Here is an 18,715-nt window from a genome sequence, read left to right as displayed (position 1 = left end):
CCGAAAGGATGTTCGTGTATTTATGGTGAAAGTAGTAGAACTTTTTGCGGGAGTGGGGGGTTTTAGGTTAGGACTTGAAGCGAACGGGAATTTTGAGATTATTTGGGGAAATCAGTGGGAGCCTTTAACTAAAGCGCAACATGCATTTAATTGTTATGCCACTCAATTTGAAAATAGAGGAATACATGAAAATAAAGATATAGCAGAGGTTTGGCCAGAGATACCTGAGCATGATTTATTGGTAGGTGGCTTTCCATGTCAAGATTATTCAGTAGCACGTACTATCTCAAATGAAAAAGGGATACAAGGAAAAAAGGGTGTTCTTTTTTGGGAGATAATAAACATAGTTAATTCTCGCAAGCCAAGATTTGTTTTGTTAGAGAATGTAGATAGATTATTGAAGTCACCAGCAAAACAAAGAGGTCGTGATTTTTCTATTATGCTGGCGAGCTTTAGAGATGCAGGATATGCAGTTGAATGGAGAGTTATTAACGCTGCGGATTATGGGAATTCACAAAGAAGACGAAGAGTATTTATTTTCGCATACTTAAAAGAATCTCATTTCGCATCTGTTCAAAGTGAAATGAAGTCATTAGGGATATTGTGTAAAAATGGATTTTTCGCTCCGATTTTTAATGTGCATGAGGCACCTGAGGAAAACAAAAAAAGAGGAGAATTTGTGTTGCCGGTCGATATTGTTGAGGTTTCTGATACATTTAAAGCTGAATACTATAATTCTGGCGTGATGATAGATGGACAAGTATATACTGAAGAATTAGTTCCAGTAACTGAAAATCCAGAGACTTTAGGTGAAGTTGTTCAAAAAGTATATGATAAATTTGGTCCTGCAGATGAATCATATTATTTGAAAATGGATAAGGTTAACAAAAAGGGAAGAACGGAATTTGAGGAACTAAAGTATCTTAAAGGTCCTAAAAAAGAAGAAAGAGTATCAAAGGCGACGGGGCATAAATACTTCTACGCTGAGGGAGGAATGGCTTTCCCTGACAATTTAGATAAGCCTGGACGTACCATGTTAACAAGTGAAGGAACATGTAATAGAAGTTCACATGTAATTGAAGATCCTTATACAAAAAAATTAAGATATCTAACACCAGCTGAATGTGAGTTGTTAAATGGATTCCCAATGGACTGGACAAATACAGGTATGCCACAAAGAAACAGATACTTTTGTATGGGAAATGCTTTAGTGGTTGATTTGGTGGAACGAATGGGTCAAAGGATTTTAGAGATTAACAAAGAAGAAGAGAAGATGGATAGTGTTATACAGTTAAGTTTATTTTAGAAATTAATATAGCATATGTTTGTGAGAATTTTAAAAGTATAAAGCGTTGGATAACCTGGGTTCTATAGTTATAGACTCAGGTTATTTTTCATGTGATTTTTTAAAATGAAGAATGGAGTAGTGGGAAATAATTAATTTTATCATGAATGGATAATCCACTAATTTCCTTTTTTCTTAATACCAACAATTCCTCTATAGATATTGTATAATATGGAATATATTCGAAACGTATTTTTAGATTAAGAGGTGTTACATCATTGGAGAAATATACATTTGATTTTCTACAAGAGATATTCCCTGAGTTAGCGGAGATGGGTAGGGATATTGAAAATATTTTTTATCAAGATCCCCAATCAGTTTTAATTAAGGGAAGAATATTTGCAGAGTTATTATCAAAACGCATTGCGGAAGAGCATGAACTGTACGACGTACAATATTTAAAGCAAGTAGAGCGTATTCAAAAATTAGAAAGAGAAGATATTTTATCAAAGGAAATTTCGCGTTCATTTGATACTGTTCGCTATTTAGGAAATAAAGCGGCACATGAACATATTGAAAGTGGGGTAGAGAGTGCTTTTAAAATGCATAAAAATCTATTCCAAATTGCAGTGTGGTTTATGGAGGTATATGGGAGTTATGAGTTTGTTGCCCCGAAATACAAACATCCACAGCCGAAGAGTAGTGTGCATATTGTGGAGAAATTAGAAGAAAAGATATCTGCTAGTTTAGAAGAAAAGTTAAAAATGCTAATTGAGATTGCAAGTAAACAAAATACATCAAATCAAACTGAGGAATTAACAGAAATAAATAACGCTGAGATTGCGGTAGGGTTAGAAATCGAAGATAAACAGTCTGTGGATAATGAAGAAGAAGCGGATAACAATTTTGTGTATGATGATTTTATTTTAGGAGAAGGAGAGAGTTATTTACTAGCAGAACTCTCGAAGCTGAAAGAATCATCTCAAGAGGCTATCGAAAATCCTAATGAATTTAGTTCGTTTAAGGATTATTTACATGTAGAAAGAACGATACAGAACGATATGATGTCTGCTCTAACAGCAGCAGCTGGGAAAAATACAAGTCAATTAATTTTCTTGTGTGGTAGCGTTGGAGATGGGAAATCACATTTATTATCGTATGTGAAAAATAAATATCCTGAATTGATGGAAGAGTTTTCGGTGCATAATGATGCTACGGAAAGTTTTGATCCACAAAAGAGTTCCCTTGATACATTAGCGGAAGTATTAAAGCCATATAGTGATAATGAGATTGATGGTTCTAGATTCAAGCTAATTTTAGCTATTAACCTAGGGGTTCTGCATAACTTTATTGAATCAGATTATGCAAAAGAGAACTACCGAATTTTAACAAAATTTATTGAGGAATCTGGAATATTTGAGGCAAATGAAGTTGCTACTAATCAACAAAGCGGTAATTTTCACTTAATTAGCTTTAGTGATTATCAACCTTTTGAATTAACTAGTGAAGGGCCAAAATCAGATTACTTTTCATCAATTTTAAAGCGAATTGTGGTTGAGTCAGAAAACAATCCATTCTATCAAGCTTATTTGAAGGATAAGCAACGTGGTATAAATGGATTCTTTATGGTGAATTATGAGTTATTGCAACAGCAACCAATACGAGATGGTGTTTTAAGCATATTAATTGAAGCAATAGTTAAGCATAAGATGATTATTTCGACACGTTCCATGCTTAATTTTATTTATGATATTTTAGTGCCTTCTCATGGGAATGAAGATTTTCTTGGTGCAGGTATGATGGAAAAAACCGAAGCTTTATTGCCGAATTTATTATTTGATGGTCAAGAGAAATCAAATTTACTAGCAGTTATTTCTAAAATGGATCCTATTCATCTTCGATCAAATAGTGTAGACCAAATGCTAATTGAGCTAAACAATTCAGTAAATATGAAGAATACTTTCCAAAAGCATTTGAATTTACATGGACTTGATGGATGGATAGAAGGGCTAGAAGAGATGGGACCTTTCTTTGAGTTAAGTGATTCATCTAGACAGGTATTTAATAAAACATTAATACGTATGTCATTCTTTTTATCTCCTGTTTTGAATGAAATGTTCGCGGATGAAAATTATAAAAAATATATGGAATATTTATATGCTTTTAATAAGGGGAATCGATCTGATTTAAGAGAGATGTATAATTTAGCGAGAGAATCGATATTCTTGTGGAACGGACGTCCGAAATCAGATTATGTATTTATGGACTATTCAAATGATACTACTCAGGTGGCACAGTCTCTTAAAATCAAGCCATTTGTAGGACATTTGAAAGGGGTAGAACCAGAGGTTTTAAATCGATTTAAATTAAATATATTACTTGCCTTTTCCAATGAGGATAAAGTAGCTCCTGTATATTTAGAAATTGATTATCCGTTATATGAAATGATGGTTAAACTTTCAAAAGGCTATCGCCCGAATAAAAAGGATAAAGAAGATTGTATTCAGTTCGTTGAATTTGTGGATAAGATAATGAAATTAGGAAATAGAGAAAAAGAATTATTGTTTGTTCAATCTAATGAAAATGGAATGTTTAAACTAACATACGATGAAGATTTTGAAGAATTTACGTTTAGAAGGGATTAGAAAATGATTGTAAGAGAGAATTTAGAGGATTTGAAAAGTTCGCTGAGTATTAAACCAGAAAAATTAGGATTAAAACATACAATAAATAAAAAAGCTCCGCTGTTACCTTTTTCTACCCGAGGAACAGAGCGGGCGAAATTTGCAAAAGGGTTTCAGGGAGTATTAGGAGAGTTTACGCGTCTAGTCAGCGGAAATAAGTTAAAAATGGAAGTTAACCTAGAAGAACTTATTGGAGAGATTAGTAAATCTGTTGATGTATCAAAGCAAGATAAGTCGCAATTTGAACAAATACTACGTACCTTTCTGCAGGATAGTGATAATACAATTAAAATTTTTCATTTGCATTTGTTTCAATATTTACCATTAAGTGATAAGGCTGATAAAAAAGGAGAACAAGATATTGCTAGATTCCTTTTAGACGTCTTATTAGGTGAAAAAGAAACAGTAGAAGAGATTTTTGGAAAAAGCGATTCAACAGATTTAATGTCACGTCTTGTGTTAAAACAATTAAATCATTTGGAGAGCGACGAAAAAGAACGCCGTCCTTATATTAATCAAATTCCATTTATCTCGAAGCTATTCAAAGAAGATTTTCAATTTTTAGTGGAACATAAAGATTATTTTAGAACTCATTATCACTTGTTTCTTAGTTATTATTACTTTTTATATATTACTCAATTGACTTTAAAGCTTTCACAAGTTGGGAAAGCGAACTTTAGTGAGAACAATGAAGTTTATTTTACACTTGACTGGGAGTCTACGAGTAAGAATAGAAAAGGTTATACTCATGGTTATCAAATGATTAAAGATACAGGTAGACATTTACTACTACATATTAATTGCTTAGAACATTTAAATTTCCTAATGGGAGTAGAAAAAGCAGGTGGCTATCCTGAATTAAAGGAAACATATCAGCAATTATCAGATGAGGATAAAAAAGTATTTTTAGAGCTGCTTTGTGATTGGGTTATGGAATATAGAGGACATTTAGGTCTTGGGGCTTATGAAGGAAATTTAGAATTAGAATATGATACGCTTGTACAATCCTTATTCCGTAGTATAGAAGAAGCCTATGAAAAAGATACGATGCAAGGACCTCGACATAGATACTCTTTATCAATAGAAGAGGTTGGAAAAAAATATTTCTTAAAAACTCGAGGTTCACTTGGTTATATGCTTAATATTAGTCAAGATATGTTGTTGCTACTAACAGCATTGAGTTTAAAAAAGGAAAGAAAACCTTTGAAGCAAGTATTCATAGATTTAGAGGCTAGAGGCTTATTCTTTGATCGGTACTCAAAAGAAGAAATTGTACAGTTATTTGATAAGCTGAATTTAATAGACAAAAAAAGTGATAGCGGTGATGCACAGTATGTTAAACCAATTTTATAATTATCTTTCAGATAAACTAATAAATTATTTAGAAGCAGAAAATCTTAGAGGTGGAGAGCGATTTTACCTTCAATTTGATAATCATGAACAAGTACAAGCATTTTATGACACATTAAAAGAACAAGATTTATCGCAGGCGTTTTATTATCAGCATAAGCAAGGAACTCCATACGAAACGATTGCTATTAAGGTTTCAGAGGAAATGAAAGTAGTTGTTGCGACTACATCGGCAAATGTTACTCCAGACTTTTTAGTAACACTTCGTAATGAAGTCGGTGAACAAAAGGATGTTTGGGAGAAAACAGCTTTACTTAGTATATGTCATGAGACACTGGACAGTATTAAGGGTGGTAGCAGTGATTTGCAAAAAGAAGGTATGCCATTTAATGTGAAATCAATTTTGAAAACATTAAAAGAAGAGATTGAAACTTCTTCTCTAAATAAAGAGGAGAAGGAAGTACTTTCATTTTATTTACGTAAAAAATTAGATGATACAATTGTGCGACCATCTCTTTGGGATTATGAAGAAATTCTTGGATTTTTATCAAAACAAGAGATTGCGAGAGAAGATTATTCTAATCTAGGTATTTTTTATGATGAAAATTTAAATCAATTTACTTCAGCTCAAATGAAAAAAAGGCTAGAAGAAAATGCTTCATTTTTTGAGAAAGTACAACATATGCACGAGTATGAGCATTTAGAGAGTCAATTAGAAAAATTATTCGATGAAAAAGGTGTGTCTCGTCTAAAGAAGGAAGATTGGCAGCAAGCGGATTATGTTCTTATTAAAGATTCTTACGACAAAATGACTGAAATAGATCACCCTTTAGAATATATTGAATCAGCAAAGAAATATTCAAAAGAAGGTTTGCTATATTGGGAAAAAGCACAAGCTGAGACAAAGGCTGGGAGACGTAAACGTCATATTATTGTTTTTAATCCTACACAGATAGAAAATATCAACCTAAACTTTGAATTTGAAGAAAAGTTAAAGAAGGAATACATTCATAAAAATTCACAAGGTTTTTGTGGAGTATCTGGGAAAAAGCTAACTGTTAGTTTAGTGCATAAGCAAAATGTGACTTCATTCCATAAAGTTGTATATACACATAAAATGCAATCTAAGTCGAAATATGAGTTTCATATTGCTGTTGTAGAATGTGAAGCCTCGTTTTTACAATCTCTCCAAACAATTTATGAAGTGAATATGAATAAGAAAAATATAGTTATGAATAAAGCCGAAGAATGTATTGTTTTTGGGGATATTTCTAGTGAACCAGAAGAATTATTTATTGAAGAAGATGCACAGATTATAAATTGGCAAGGAGGAAGTTTTGAAGTCTCTGAATCTTCCCCTGCATGGAATGATGATAGCTTATCCTTTTCTGTTCAAATTGAAACAACTTTAATCCCTATTCTTATTAGAGAGCAAGTTGCAAAGACTGTTCCAGTATCAGGAGAAAGGGTATGGAAATTAAAAAGAGAACATCAAGAAAGTTTCGAATATAACCTTGATACAAATAAATTAAAACAGGGTGCAAGGGAATTTTCAGCACGAGAAGGATTTCGAAATTATTTGCAAGATGAAAGAGTATGGATTGAAAATGAACTCACTTTTGCAGTTAGAGGGGTATCAGGCCTAAATAAGGTCGAATTACCAATGAACCCATCATTGAGAGAGGCGTACCAAAAATTATTAAATTACTATAAATTTAATAATACGGTTCCTAGTCTTTGTTTTGTGGACGATCAATTAAGAGAGCTATCTATAAGATACTTGAAAGCTTTTAACGAAAGCATTACTCATATACAAGAGAATATAATGCTAAAAGAAGAAGAAAAAAATCTGTTTAAATTGGGAGTTATTGAAGAGGAACAAAGAGTCATACTAACACCGTTGCATCCTCTTAATGTTGCCTATCAGTTAAGTATTAATGATGAAATTAAAAACGAAGTAGTTGAAATGCATATTTTAAATCGTCTGCACCCTAACAATCTATTGCCGTATATATATGGACAGAATGATGAATTGTATCGCCCAGTTTCTCAAAATGAAGCGCCTGAATGGACTGTTTATGAACCACTTCATAAGGTTGCGATTGGAGAATCTAATGCATTTTTAGCTAATGTAGTTGAAGAAAAGCTTCAACAATTTGTGGAGCATTTCCAATACTTATTTTTACAAGAATCTAAGTCTCCGATACGAATCAATGTGATTAATATAAATAATGATAAAGAAGTAGTAAGAGGTTTAGTACAGTTTATTAAGAAGCAGATTGATAAAAAAGGGCCATTAAAAATTATACCAGTAGAGGTTGCTTTATATCATGAGAGTAATATACTAAGCGCCTTTGAAAAGTTTTCCATATATGATGATGTTCAAAAGTTTGAGGAGTTCTTTGAATTATCGTTAGCATCAAAGAATCTTGATGCAGTAGATGTATTAAGACTGATTCGTGAAAATGTTTTCTATTATAAACTTATTGGTACGAAAGAATATGGTTACGCACATATCTCATTCTATAAAATGATTTCAAATGAGAAGCATGCGAAAAGTACAATGGAAGATATTGAAACAGGATTATCTTTAAATGGGATGTTATCATCTCTATCATCTATTAGTACAGAAGTAGATTATCGTACAGGATTTGGATTGAAAAATGTATTGAATAATGAACATTTGTTAATTCAAACTGCTCGAGGAATGAATGAATTAGGAAGTAATTTAAATAATGATGGTACAAATCCTTACCGTAAGAATGAAACAATTGTTACGAGAACATCTACTTATGATGAAAAAGTTCTGGAACATTTATACGAGTCTTCTTATTGGGTAACATTTATTGAGCCTAATGTTGGCTTAGATTTCTTCCAAGAATCATCACGTAATTTATTGGTTATTCATTATAGTGATCAATATTCTTCATCAAGCCAGTATGATGCAATTACAGTAACGGATAAAGCAAGACAATACCGAGCGGTTATTGAACAGTATTTAGCAGAAAAAGAAATTGTATCGACACCTGAAAAAATCAATACAGCTATTAGAGCTTTTAATAGTCTAAATGGTGAGTGGTTGCTACGAATTATAGGAAGTAAGGGACAATTCTCAAGAGAAAAGTTAAGTATTATTTCAGCTGTGAAGTATATATTAAGTGCTTTAGATCACGAGAATATTTTATGGGTTCCTATCTCATTAGAAGAAATATTGCGTGTCGCTGGAGCGGTGAAATTAACGAAAAGTGAAGGTGTATTTTCTGCAAAAAATCTAGGAGGAAAAGGTGCACATAGTGACGATTTACTGTTAATCGGAGTAGAAATGCAAGATGATAAATTATCAGTGCATTATTATCCAGTGGAAGTGAAAATCGGCTTAAATCAAGACAGTGCTATTGCAAAAGCAAAAGAGCAAATTAATGCTACTAAGCAACTATTTGATACGCAACTTTCTAAAACAAGTGAAGAGGGTTTACATGTATTTAAACATAAGTTTTTCCGAAACTTCTTTGTACAGTTACTGCTAGCGAATGCCGAGAAATTTATTGCAAACAACATTTGGCCAGAAAAATCTTATGAGAAAATTGAAGAACTAAAGAAAAGATTATTAAATGATGATTATGAAATGAGTGGACATTTGGATGATAAAATCGGTAAAGGAGCAATTTTATCATTCAAAAAGGAACAATCATGGAGATCCATTAAAATAGAAGAAGATATTTTATTAGTGGAATTAACCGAAGAGGATGGGTATGAAGGAGTAATCGAAGAAATTGAGGCACTCAAAATGAAAATCCATTCTGGTGGAACTGATATTAATCCAGATAGATTATTGAATCAGAATCATGACTCCAATCAAGATTTAAAAGACTCTAGCAATAAAGTCGTTCCAACTGTACCTTATTCTGGAGAAGAAAAAGGAACAAAAGCAACAAAAGAATTAAAGGACATCCGCGTTTTGTTAGGAACAGTAGAGGGATCGACTCAAGAAATATATTGGGAATTCGGAAACCCGGAGCTAGCAAATAGACATATTTTAATTTCGGGTAAATCAGGACAAGGTAAGAGTTACTTCATTCAATGTTTACTACTTGAGCTGGCGCAAAATGGAATTTCTAGTATGATATTTGACTATACAGATGGATTCAAGAATTCTAAGTTAGAACCGGAATTTAAAGAGAAACTTCAAGATAATATTGAACAATTCCTAGTAGCAAAAGATAAATTCCCAGTAAATCCATTTAAACGGAATCAAAAAGAATTGGATGAAGGAATTTATATCGATGAAGATAATACTGATGTTGCTGAAAGAATTAAAAGTGTATTTTCAGCTGTATATAAAGATTTAGGCATTCAGCAACAAAACGCTATCTATGAAGCAGTAATGCGTGGTTTAGATAAATATGATGAGAATATGAATTTAAATTATTTATTAGCAGAGCTAGAAGAAGATACTTCTGGTCCAGCTAAAACAGCAAGGTCACAAATTAAACCATTCATTGATAAAAATCCATTTAATCATAGTGCTGTATATGATTGGGGAGACATACTGAACCAAAAAGGTAAAGTGTTTATTGTACAATTAACAGGCTTTAATAGAGATGTACAGCTCATGATTACAGAGTTTATCTTATGGGATATTTGGAACTATCAATTGCACCACGGAGACAAAAATAAACCATTCCCAGTTATTTTAGACGAAGCGCAAAATCTTGATCATAGAGAAAAATCACCAAGTGCCAAAATTTTAACCGAAGGAAGAAAATTTGGCTGGTCAGGTTGGTATGCAACACAATCATTAAAAGGGCAATTTACAACGGATGAAATTTCACGATTACAGAACTCAAGTCAAAAAGTGTATTTCATGCCACCTGAAAATGAAATTAGTGCTATTGCATCAAACCTTGCTCAAGATTCAGCTGTGCGTAAAGAGTGGGAAAAACGACTTGCAACATTGAAAAAGGGTCAATGTATCACTTCAGGACCAATGTTACAGAAGGATAGTACGTTGAAGTCGGGTAGTCCTGTGATTATTAATATTAGTGCGTTGCAGGATAGATTGAAGTAGTAATTTAATAGTGATATGAAAGTTTTTGAAAGCCACCTTGGACAGTATATTTGTTTGGGGTGGTTTTTGTATTGTTAAGCATGTTGAAACCTAGAAATAGTAGGAGGGCCTCCTTGTCAAGATTTCTAAAATTCTTAAGTGATTTTCATATAGATAAAGATGAGGGAGTTTGTGACTAGATAAATTCTTAGTATTTAAAGAGTATGTATATAGTTGATCTTTTAATTTAGTGGAGATATAATAGGTGAATCATAAAAATGAAAGGGGGCAGAGCGGTGAATTTTATGATTCCTTTGACTGGTATCTCAATCTTGTTTCTCCTCTATTGGTGTGTCGTGAATCAATATATTGTAGTTAAATGGAATGTTATTTTTAAGAAGTTTAATGAAAACGTAGTGTTTGGGATATTTATTACATGTATGTTATTTTGGCTGCAGTATCTATTTCAAATGTTTTTTGATAGATAATCAATTTTTTAATGAGGTAAATAGACACAGTGGAGTATGTAAGATGTTTCATTGTGTCTATTTTTTCAGAACTAATTATAGTTTCTTTCTTGCACCTCCCCCAACGTCACCCCCTAACCTAAAGAAGACAGATCAAAAAGGGGGATCAAACCACTCATGAAAACCACCACAAAAGAAAAAAGAAATACCATCATCATGCTATTATTCTCAGCCGCAATAGGAATTTTTTCACCACTATTCATGTACATCACACTGGCACGTAAAAATGAGGTGTACAAATATCATTGCCGAAAGGCGTTCAACTTTCATTTGTTAATTTTTCTTCTATTTAATATTAGTTCGCGTATTAGTGATTTTTTGTTTTGGATCGTATTTGCTTTTGAGGTAGTTCAAGTGATCTTTGTTGCGTGGAAAGTAATACACGACGAACCATATCGCTATTTCATTCGAATTCCGTTATTTAAAGAAGATAAGTATGCATTGGAAGGAGAATAGGTGATGAAACAAGAAGTGGAGATAAAAGGGAAGCAAATCTTTATTATGATTGCAGTGTTGTTTATTGCGAGTTATATCGTTTTACGAAGACGAAAGTATGAGTACTTCTATGATGGTATTAGTGAGTATGAAAATCGTTATAGAGGGAATGTTCCTTTTTTGTTACTTGCTGTGGGTTTGTTTCAATATTATCGGAAGAATGAGATGAGTTTTTCTCATATGTTTCAGTATGTGAGAGAGAAGTTAGCGGAGTAGGTGATGATATGGCGTGGACGATTAGTGAGTTTGCAAGTGTTGGGGATGTTACGGTGCGGACACTTCGTTATTATGACAAGATTAATTTATTAAAGCCGAGCGATTATACTGAGGGTGGGCATCGGTTATATACGAAAGATGATTTGTATGCGCTGCAGCAAATTCAATCGTTTAAGCATCTCGGTTTTTCGCTTGGGGAAATTCAAAATATTATATTGCAGCGTAATGTAGAGACGGAAGAATTTTTAAGGCAAATGCATTTTCAAAGAGAGATGCTTTTGGCAGAGCAAGAAAGAATTGCGAAGGTGATTTCGCATATGGATGAGATGACGAAGAGGTTTCAAAAGGAAGAACGAGTGGATGTCGCCTTGTTTTCTTCTTTTCTGCAAACTTTTATATGGGAGAAAGAAAATAAGAAATGGTTAGAGGAACATTTTTCAAAGGAGAGTGTTCAAACGTTTTATAATAATAAGGAATTAAAAAAAAAGTTTGATCAGCGTTTTATGGATGTGATAGGGAAGTTGAAAAAGTATAAGGTAGAAGAGAAGGATCCGAGTCATCATGACGTTCAAGTTACTCTGAATGAATTTTTCAATTTAATAGAAGAAGTAACGAACTATCTTGATACACCTCAAAGTGATATAGAGGATATAATCCAAAAATCAAACCTCCCACTATCTGAATTCCCAACGCTCTTCACAACTGAAGAAGAAAACTATATAAAAGAAGCAATGCAGCAGTTTAACACCTAGTTAAACTGCTTTTCCATTATAATAGAAGAAAAACCAAACGGAGGAAAATCCCATGCCAACCCACAACAAACTAATCCGAAACAAAATCCCACAAATAATAAAAAACAACGGAAAAACACCCACAACAAGAATTCTACCTCAAGACGAATACATAAACGAAGTCTGCAAGAAAACACAAGAAGAACTAACCGAATACCTAGAAGCAAAAACAAAACCCGATAAACTCGAAGAACTATCCGATCTACTAGAACTAATCAACGCCCTAGCCGAACACGAAGGCACAACCCTAGAAGAAATCAATGCAATCCGTAAAAAGAAAGCAGAAGAAAGAGATGGCTTCTCAAATCGAGTCTTCCTAATCAAAGTAACCGATAACCAGCCCCTTACATACCCCTTACAAGCCCCTACCAAGTAATAAATCACTAAGAAAAAACAAAACAAAAACACCAACAAACACCGTAGTAGTAGTCAAAAAAAATTTTGAAATAACACGCCAAAAACCCACCCCTCCTTCCTATATATAGTACATAGAGGGAATTTTCATTTTTGAATGGAGACGGGAGGAACTTTGATGGCGGTGTATCGTAATGTGCAGGTGAATTTTTGGCAGGATGATTTTGTTTTGGATTTGACGCCGGAGGAGCGATATTTTTATGTTTATTTGTTAACTTGTTCGAAGACGACGCAGTGCGGGATTTTTCCGTTTCCGAAGCGGTTAGCTGAGATGGAGACTGGTTATAATCGGGAGACGATTGATAAGTTGGTGCAGCGCTTCATTGATTATGGAAAGATTCTTTATGATGCGGAGACGAGGGAGTTATTTATTTTAAATTGGCTTCGTTATAATCCTGTGACGAATACGAATGTGGAGAAGTGTGTGCTTCGTGAGCTGAAGGGTGTGAAGAATAAGGAGTTTGTACATATGTTTCTTCAGAAGTGCATAGAGGAGGAGCTGAATGTTCCGATGCTTTTAGCACATTTCGGTATGCCTAGTGCTTCGGCCGTTCATGATGTTGATCCGGTTTGTGAAGAGGCGGAAGAAGAGGTTATAGAGGAAGAAACGGGAAGCCGTGTGTTTTCTTTTTATGAGCAACATTTCGGTAGTTTGTCTCCTCATACTGTGGAGGAACTGAGTGCGTGGATGGAAGATTTGTCAGAGGAGCTTGTGCTGAAGGCTCTTCAAATTGCATTTGAGAATAATAAGCGGACGGTTGCTTATGTGAAGGGGATTTTGAGGGGCTGGCACGGGAAAGGGTTTACGAAAGTGTGTGAGGTTGAGGCGGATACGACTCAGTTTAGGAAGAAGGAGTCGTCTGTTAGTACTGGGGAGACGGAGGAGTTTTTGACGAGGTGCCAGGAGTGGGAGAAGAATGCACTGTCAGAGGAAGAGTTGCAGCGGTTTTTAGCGGAACGTGGGTGGCGTCCATGAGTATTCAAAATGTGGAGGCGGAAAAGACGGTGTTAGGTTCTCTTTTAATTGATGGAGAGCTTATTAAGGAGTGCCGTTTGACGGAGCATTATTTTTCTATGCCGGTGCATAAGTCTATATTTCGGTTAATGCGAAAAATTGAAGATGAAGGGCAACCAATTGATCTTGTGACGCTCGTTTCTCGGATGAATCCGAATTTTTTGGAGAATATCGGGGGGATGGAGTATTTTATAGCATTAATAGAGGGTGTGCCTACGACTAGCAACTTTTCTTATTATGAGGGGCTTGTTCGAGGTGCATGGAAAATGTATCAGGCTGGCGTTCTCGGGAACAAGATGGGAGAGCGTCTTATTGCGGAGAAGAATGAGAAAATTATTGGTGAGACGATTACGGCGCTTTGTGAGTTAGAGGAAAAGGACTGTGTATGTGAGTTTGATTTGAAGGATGCGTTAGTTGGTTTGTATGAGGAGCTTCATCAAGATACGAAAGAGAATACTGGTATTGAGACTGGTTATACATCGCTAAATAAGATGACGTGCGGATTGCAGGAAGGGGATTTTGTCGTCCTTGGAGCGCGTCCTTCTATGGGGAAGACTGCGTTTGCGCTAAATATCGCACTGCATGCGGCGAAGTCTGGATCAGCAGTTGGGTTGTTTTCATTAGAGATGAGTAGTAAGCAACTGTTAAAAAGGATGGCGTCTTGCGCGGGCGAAGTGTCAGGAGGTAGGCTGAAAAATCCGAAGCATCGTTTTACGATAGAGGACTGGGAAAAGGTGAGTAAGGCGTTTGCGGAGATTGGTGAGTTGCCACTTGAGATTTATGATAAGGCCGGTGTTACAATGCAGGATATTTGGATGCAGACTCGTAAGTTAAAGAGGAAGCATGGGGATAAAAAGCTTTTAGTCATTGTGGATTATTTGCAGCTTATTACGGGCGATCCAAAGCATAAGGGCAATCGATTTCAAGAGATTAGTGAAATTTCACGTAAGCTTAAGTTGTTAGCGCGTGATTTAAATGTTTGTATAGTAGCATTGTCGCAATTGTCTCGTTCCGTAGAGTCACGTCAAGATAAGCGTCCGCTTTTATCAGATTTAAGAGAGACAGGGCAAATTGAGCAAGATGCGGATGTCATTATGCTTATGTATCGAGAGGATTATTACGATAAAGAAACGATGCAGAAAGAGATGACGGAGATTCATGTGGCGAAGCATCGGAATGGGCCTGTGGGTAGTTTTAAGCTGCGATTTTTGAAGGAGTTTGGTCGGTTTGTGGAGGGGAAATAGTGAAAAGACTTGGGTATTACTTTGCATATAAAATAAAGCATAAGTTTTCCATTGTATTCACTTATGCTTTATTTTTTGAATATGTTTCTTATTTCCCCATAAAGAAGGATTTTCTCTCTGTAGTAATCCATTGCTCCAAATCATCTTGGCTACGTTGTACAAGTCGATTCACTAAAACATCATGCCATACATAATCCTCTAATAGGTATATATGAACGGGATCATCTGTATAAAAAGCAATATTACGCTCCTCAAGTGATGGTCCATAAATCATCTCTTTAGAATCTATCGATAAAATAAACCAATGTTCTGTAGACAGGGTTTCTGTATAAGGTGTTATACGATGGGCTTCTAGATTTTTAATGGGATTTTCAACATGCAGGGTAATACCTTGTACTGTAACTTTATCAGCTACCTCAGATAGTTCCTCTTTTAACGCTTCATACATCTCATCCCACATTGAAATGACAATACGTTTTTGGGCTTTTTTTATTAATGCCTGGCAGTAGCTAATTATTGTTTTATTGTCTTTTAAAGTAATCACTCGATTATCCGTTTTTTCCTCGAAAGTTTCTAATTTTTTTAATGAATCACTGATTACTTCATAAGTAGACTGCCATTCTGATTGCGCCTTTTGTAAAAAGATTTCAACAGGTAGAGGTGAATAGCGAGTGGTGTCATTTATTTCTTCCTTCATGACAATTCCTTTTTCTACAAGGTTACCCAAAATCTCATAAATTCGCGCTCTTGGGATGCCCGAATCCTTACTCACTTGGTAGGCTGTGACAGGCCCCTGTTTAACAAGAGATACATAAGATTTAGCTTCATATTCATTAAAACCAATTTTTTTAAGCTGTTGCACTATGTAGTCCACTTTTTTCGTCCTCCGATGTTTGCTTTTATATTTCAACGTTACAATAACTGTTTACATTTAGCAAATTATTAGTTACTATTCGGATAGTGACTAAAGGGGAGGTTAATAGTATGGATTTTTATTTAGACCCATCAGTATTAATTATTTTGATTGCTTTTGGATTTTTAGCTGCATTTATTGATTCAGTTGTAGGTGGTGGAGGACTGATTGCCTTACCCGCTTTATTATTTACAGGACTGAATCCAGCAAGTGCAGTAGCTACGAATAAACTAGCGTCGACAATGGGGTGTGCAACTAGTAATATTGTGTTTTATCGTTCTGGTAATCTTGATTTGAAATCGGCGTTTAAATTATTTCCACTCACTTTCATAGGTTCCATAATAGGGGCATGGACCATTCATTTAATGAACCCAGAAGTACTGAAGCCATTGATGCTGATTATGCTTGGTGCGGTTGCTATTTATACGATATTCAAAAAGGATTGGGGTAGTATTTCTACTCATAAGAAATTGTCTGGTCGACACGTCATTATTTTTACTTTTTTTGTTTTTACTATTGGTTTTTATGATGGATTTTTAGGTCCTGGCACAGGTTCGTTTTTAATGTTTTCTCTTTTATTTATTGGGTATGATTTTTTAAAAGCAGCAGGTAATGCGAAGCTTCTTAATTTAGGAAGTAATGTTGGTGCATTGTTGATGTTTATGTATGTAGGGCAAGTAAACTATGTGTATGGTTTTATAATGGGGATTGCTCAAATTGCTGGAGGGATTGTTGGCTCCAAATTTGCTATAAAAAAAGGAAGCGGGTATGTTCGTGCTCTTTTCATTACAGTAACTTGTTTATTGTTAGCGAAAAATCTGTATGACTATATTCAGTAAGTAATTTTGAACATCTTTACTTCAAAGAACGTAGAAAAGGTCAAATATGAAGGCTACATAAAATATAAGAAGATACTAGGGGCAAATTTATTTTAACATTTTTTAGATGCTACCTTATTCGAAGATAGCATCTAAAAAAGTCTCATTTAAAAGAAAATCTAAGTGAAGAGAATGAAAATAATATAAACTCATATTTTTTCTGGGGTATGTTTATTGATCATAGTGAAATGTTTACTCTATATTCTTCTTATAATTAGGCCTCAACAAACTCTTAAAATCCACCTCAGCAATCAACACACTCAACAATATAAGCGTTGCCCCTAAATATCCTTTTCCTGTGAGCGTTTCGCCTGTGAAAACGAAAGCAAACCCTGCCGAAAAGACAGGTTCTAGTGAAAAGATAAGTCCTGTATGTGTGGGCGTCGTGTATTGCTGGGCGATAACTTGCACGATGAATGCGACTGCGGTGCAAAATATGCTTAAGGCTAATATGATTAGCCATGAGTTGATCGTGCTAGGAAGTTTTGCGGTTTCCATCACTAATGAAAAAATAAGACTAAATAGGCCGACGAAACCGAGTTGTATGACCCCGAGCGCAATCGAGTTCACATGTTTTGTTACGTTTCCAGTAATGATGACATGAATGGCATAAAATAAAGCAGACAATATGCAAAATATATCGCCGTTACCGATCTTGAATTCACTAGTTAATGTTAGTAATCCGATTCCTATTATCGTTAACACAATTCCTAATATAACTTTCTTTTCAGGAATGTGTTTTAAAAATATAGCTGATAATATCGGAATGAAAATGACTGTGAGACATAGTAAGAAACCAGCATTAGACACACTTGTATACTTTGTACCGAATGTCGCGAAAATGTAAACGATAAATAAAACGGAAGCTAGTATAAAAGCATATTTTACAGTTTTAAAATCGACTTTGAATAAGTGTTTGTAAAATATTAAACCTGATAAAAGAAAGGCAATAATAAATCGTAATGCGATTAAATTATATTCTTCTATGCCATCAAGTCCAAGCTTTGTAAGTAGGATGGATGCACCCCAAAAAAATGTAACTAGTAGTAGCATTAAATCAGCTTTTAATTGAATTTTCATTTCTATTCCCTCGTTATGTATAATTTATGATTCCATACCCCTATCCCTATCGTTTATTTTAATATTAATTCTGAATATTTGGAATGAAAATTTATCGACGTTTTATTCCATAAGAAAAAGGCTGTTGTATAATCCGGTTCAATCGGTTTATACAATAGCCTTTTTTACTTAAAAGTTCCTATCTAGCAACATTCCCAGTTGCTCCGCAACAACCTCCGGCGGATCAGGAAGTCCTTTCATAAAGTATGTCTCTACGACTCCTACGATAGCGTAGCCGAAGAATGTAATGATCATGTCTTCACTAAATCCTTTGTTTATTCCTTCTTTAATATCTACGTCATCTTTTATTTGTTCGATGATGTAATCGAAGAAGTGTTTGCGGAAAGCGGAAGCTCCTTTTCCAGCTAGCATCGTTGAGAAGAAGAAGTAGTGCTGTTCCATGTTTTCGAACCAAGCGATGCAAGCTTCTCTAAAGCTTAGATCATGGAGGGGAGCACACAGTGTTTTTAGTGCTTCTATACGTTCTATAACGAGTTTATCAAGTAAATCAAATTTATCGAGGTAATGAAGATAGAACGTTCTATTTCCAACGTCTGCTCCGCTGCAAATGTCCTTTACTGTAATTTTATCAAATCCTTTTTCGGCCATTAGTTCAATAAAAGCGTTTTTTATTGCTTCTTTTGATTTAATGATCCTTCTATCGACTTTTTCCATTGTCGTCACCAAACTTTCCTCATAGTTAATACACAATTTTTATGGATGTGTGTATTAATGCG

General features: G+C 34.6%; 14 protein-coding genes. 11 read left to right on the top strand and 3 right to left on the bottom strand.

Translation table 11 applies throughout. The annotated features are described in order from the left end of the window. The first annotated feature begins 22 nt into the window (after nt 1-22). The 10 genes from dcm (at nt 23) to dnaB (ending at nt 15,068) form a co-directional block, all read left to right on the top strand. Entirely contained in the window at nt 23-1,306 is a 1,284-nt protein-coding gene (dcm, locus tag MR155_RS23790) for a DNA (cytosine-5-)-methyltransferase (RefSeq protein WP_215574505.1), read from the top strand. A gap of 257 nt (nt 1,307-1,563) precedes the next feature. After that, nucleotides 1,564-3,930, top strand: coding sequence for a DNA phosphorothioation-dependent restriction protein DptF (gene dptF, locus MR155_RS23785; RefSeq protein ID WP_242311237.1), 2,367 nt, complete (start codon nt 1,564-1,566; stop codon nt 3,928-3,930). 3 nt (nt 3,931-3,933) lie between these two features. Further along, nucleotides 3,934-5,322 (top strand): DNA phosphorothioation-dependent restriction protein DptG, encoded by a 1,389-nt coding sequence (gene dptG, locus MR155_RS23780; RefSeq protein WP_242311236.1) that lies wholly within the window; start codon nt 3,934-3,936, stop codon nt 5,320-5,322. Then, entirely contained in the window at nt 5,303-10,387 is a 5,085-nt protein-coding gene (gene dptH, locus MR155_RS23775; RefSeq protein ID WP_242311235.1) for a DNA phosphorothioation-dependent restriction protein DptH, read from the top strand. Before dptG ends, dptH begins: the two co-directional genes overlap by 20 nt. A gap of 623 nt (nt 10,388-11,010) precedes the next feature. Further along, the gene (locus MR155_RS23770) at nt 11,011-11,349 is read left to right on the top strand and encodes a magnetosome magnetite crystal formation protein family (RefSeq protein WP_242311234.1); all 339 of its coding nucleotides are present in this window, start codon (nt 11,011-11,013) and stop codon (nt 11,347-11,349) included. Nucleotides 11,350-11,352: 3 nt separating this feature from the next. Then, nucleotides 11,353-11,604 (top strand): hypothetical protein, encoded by a 252-nt coding sequence (locus tag MR155_RS23765; protein WP_242311233.1) that lies wholly within the window; start codon nt 11,353-11,355, stop codon nt 11,602-11,604. A gap of 8 nt (nt 11,605-11,612) precedes the next feature. Beyond that, nucleotides 11,613-12,356 (top strand): MerR family transcriptional regulator, encoded by a 744-nt coding sequence (locus tag MR155_RS23760; RefSeq protein WP_242311232.1) that lies wholly within the window; start codon nt 11,613-11,615, stop codon nt 12,354-12,356. Between the two features lie 52 nt (nt 12,357-12,408). Further along, entirely contained in the window at nt 12,409-12,771 is a 363-nt protein-coding gene (locus MR155_RS23755; protein WP_242311231.1) for a nucleoside triphosphate pyrophosphohydrolase, read from the top strand. A gap of 156 nt (nt 12,772-12,927) precedes the next feature. Next, nucleotides 12,928-13,785, top strand: coding sequence for a DnaD domain-containing protein (locus MR155_RS23750; protein ID WP_242311230.1), 858 nt, complete (start codon nt 12,928-12,930; stop codon nt 13,783-13,785). Continuing rightward, nucleotides 13,782-15,068 (top strand): replicative DNA helicase, encoded by a 1,287-nt coding sequence (dnaB, locus tag MR155_RS23745; RefSeq protein WP_242311248.1) that lies wholly within the window; start codon nt 13,782-13,784, stop codon nt 15,066-15,068. Before MR155_RS23750 ends, dnaB begins: the two co-directional genes overlap by 4 nt. An 88-nt stretch (nt 15,069-15,156) precedes the next feature. On the opposite strand, the gene MR155_RS23740 is transcribed toward dnaB, so the two are convergent. Beyond that, nucleotides 15,157-15,942 carry a TrmB family transcriptional regulator gene (locus MR155_RS23740; protein ID WP_242311229.1) on the bottom strand — a complete coding sequence of 262 codons (786 nt, stop codon included), beginning with the start codon at nt 15,940-15,942 and terminating at the stop codon, nt 15,157-15,159. Nucleotides 15,943-16,052: 110 nt separating this feature from the next. Here MR155_RS23740 and MR155_RS23735 point away from each other — a divergent pair, with 110 nt between their 5' ends. Beyond that, entirely contained in the window at nt 16,053-16,820 is a 768-nt protein-coding gene (locus MR155_RS23735) for a TSUP family transporter (RefSeq protein ID WP_242311228.1), read from the top strand. A 231-nt stretch (nt 16,821-17,051) separates the two neighbouring features. On the opposite strand, the gene MR155_RS23730 is transcribed toward MR155_RS23735, so the two are convergent. Next, a complete protein-coding gene (locus MR155_RS23730; protein ID WP_242311227.1) occupies nt 17,052-17,939 on the bottom strand; it encodes a DMT family transporter in 888 nt (295 codons plus the stop codon). A gap of 168 nt (nt 17,940-18,107) precedes the next feature. Then, a complete protein-coding gene (locus tag MR155_RS23725) occupies nt 18,108-18,653 on the bottom strand; it encodes a TetR/AcrR family transcriptional regulator (protein WP_242311247.1) in 546 nt (181 codons plus the stop codon). Between the last annotated feature and the right edge of the window lie 62 nt (nt 18,654-18,715).

The sequence above is a fragment of the Bacillus cereus group sp. BfR-BA-01331 genome (assembly GCF_022663915.1).
Taxonomy (GTDB): domain Bacteria; phylum Bacillota; class Bacilli; order Bacillales; family Bacillaceae_G; genus Bacillus_A; species Bacillus_A mycoides.
Note: the sequence above shows the minus strand (reverse complement) of the source record. Positions and strands in the feature narration are given on the sequence as shown.